The sequence below is a fragment of the Serratia sp. PL7 genome, assembly GCF_945957435.1.
Map to the genome: position 1 here is coordinate 1 of NZ_CAMFLB010000120.1, position 566 is coordinate 566.

At 48.9% G+C, this 566-nt stretch carries 1 protein-coding gene and 1 pseudogene; both read right to left on the minus strand.

The window, feature by feature from the left end; all coding sequences use genetic code 11:
* A pseudogene (locus tag N6G83_RS54525) lies at nucleotides 1-75 on the minus strand (50S ribosomal protein L6); the annotation flags it as partial.
* A gap of 14 nt (nucleotides 76-89) precedes the next feature.
* Nucleotides 90-482 (minus strand): 30S ribosomal protein S8, encoded by a 393-nt coding sequence (gene rpsH / locus N6G83_RS54530; RefSeq protein WP_021182223.1) that lies wholly within the window; start codon nucleotides 480-482, stop codon nucleotides 90-92.
* Nucleotides 483-566 lie beyond the last annotated feature (84 nt).

Sequence of the window (566 nt, forward strand, 5' to 3'; positions counted from 1 at the left end):
CGAAATAACCTGACCGTTGAGTTTTACCTCTACGCCGGCAGGAATGACGACGGGTGCTTTTGCAACACGAGACATTCTTTCCTCCCGAATTAAGCTACGTAGCAGATAATCTCGCCACCAAGACCAGCTTGGCGAGCTGCACGATCGGTCATAACACCTTTAGAGGTAGAAATAACAGCGATACCCAGACCGGCCATAACTTTTGGCAGTGCATCTTTTTTCTTGTAGATGCGCAGACCTGGACGACTGATACGCTGAATGCTTTCTACCACTGCCTTACCCTGGAAGTACTTCAGTACCAGTTCCAGAACAGGCTTGGTGTCGCCTTCAATTTTGAAATCTTCAATAAAACCTTCTTCCTTCAGCACGTTGGCAATTGCCACTTTCAGCTTGGAGGAAGGCATGGTGACCGCAACTTTGTTCGCGGCTTGACCGTTACGGATACGGGTCAGCATATCCGCGATCGGATCTTGCATGCTCATCTGTCTTTACTCCCGTGATTCAATTGGTAATTACCAGCTAGCCTTTTTCAAGCCTGGTACTTCACCGCGCATAGCGGCTTCACG

Excerpts from the sequence above, each read along its gene's own strand:
- rpsH (WP_021182223.1), bottom strand. The coding sequence starts at position 482 with ATGAGCATGCAAGATCCGATCGCGGATATGCTGACCCGTATCCGTAAC.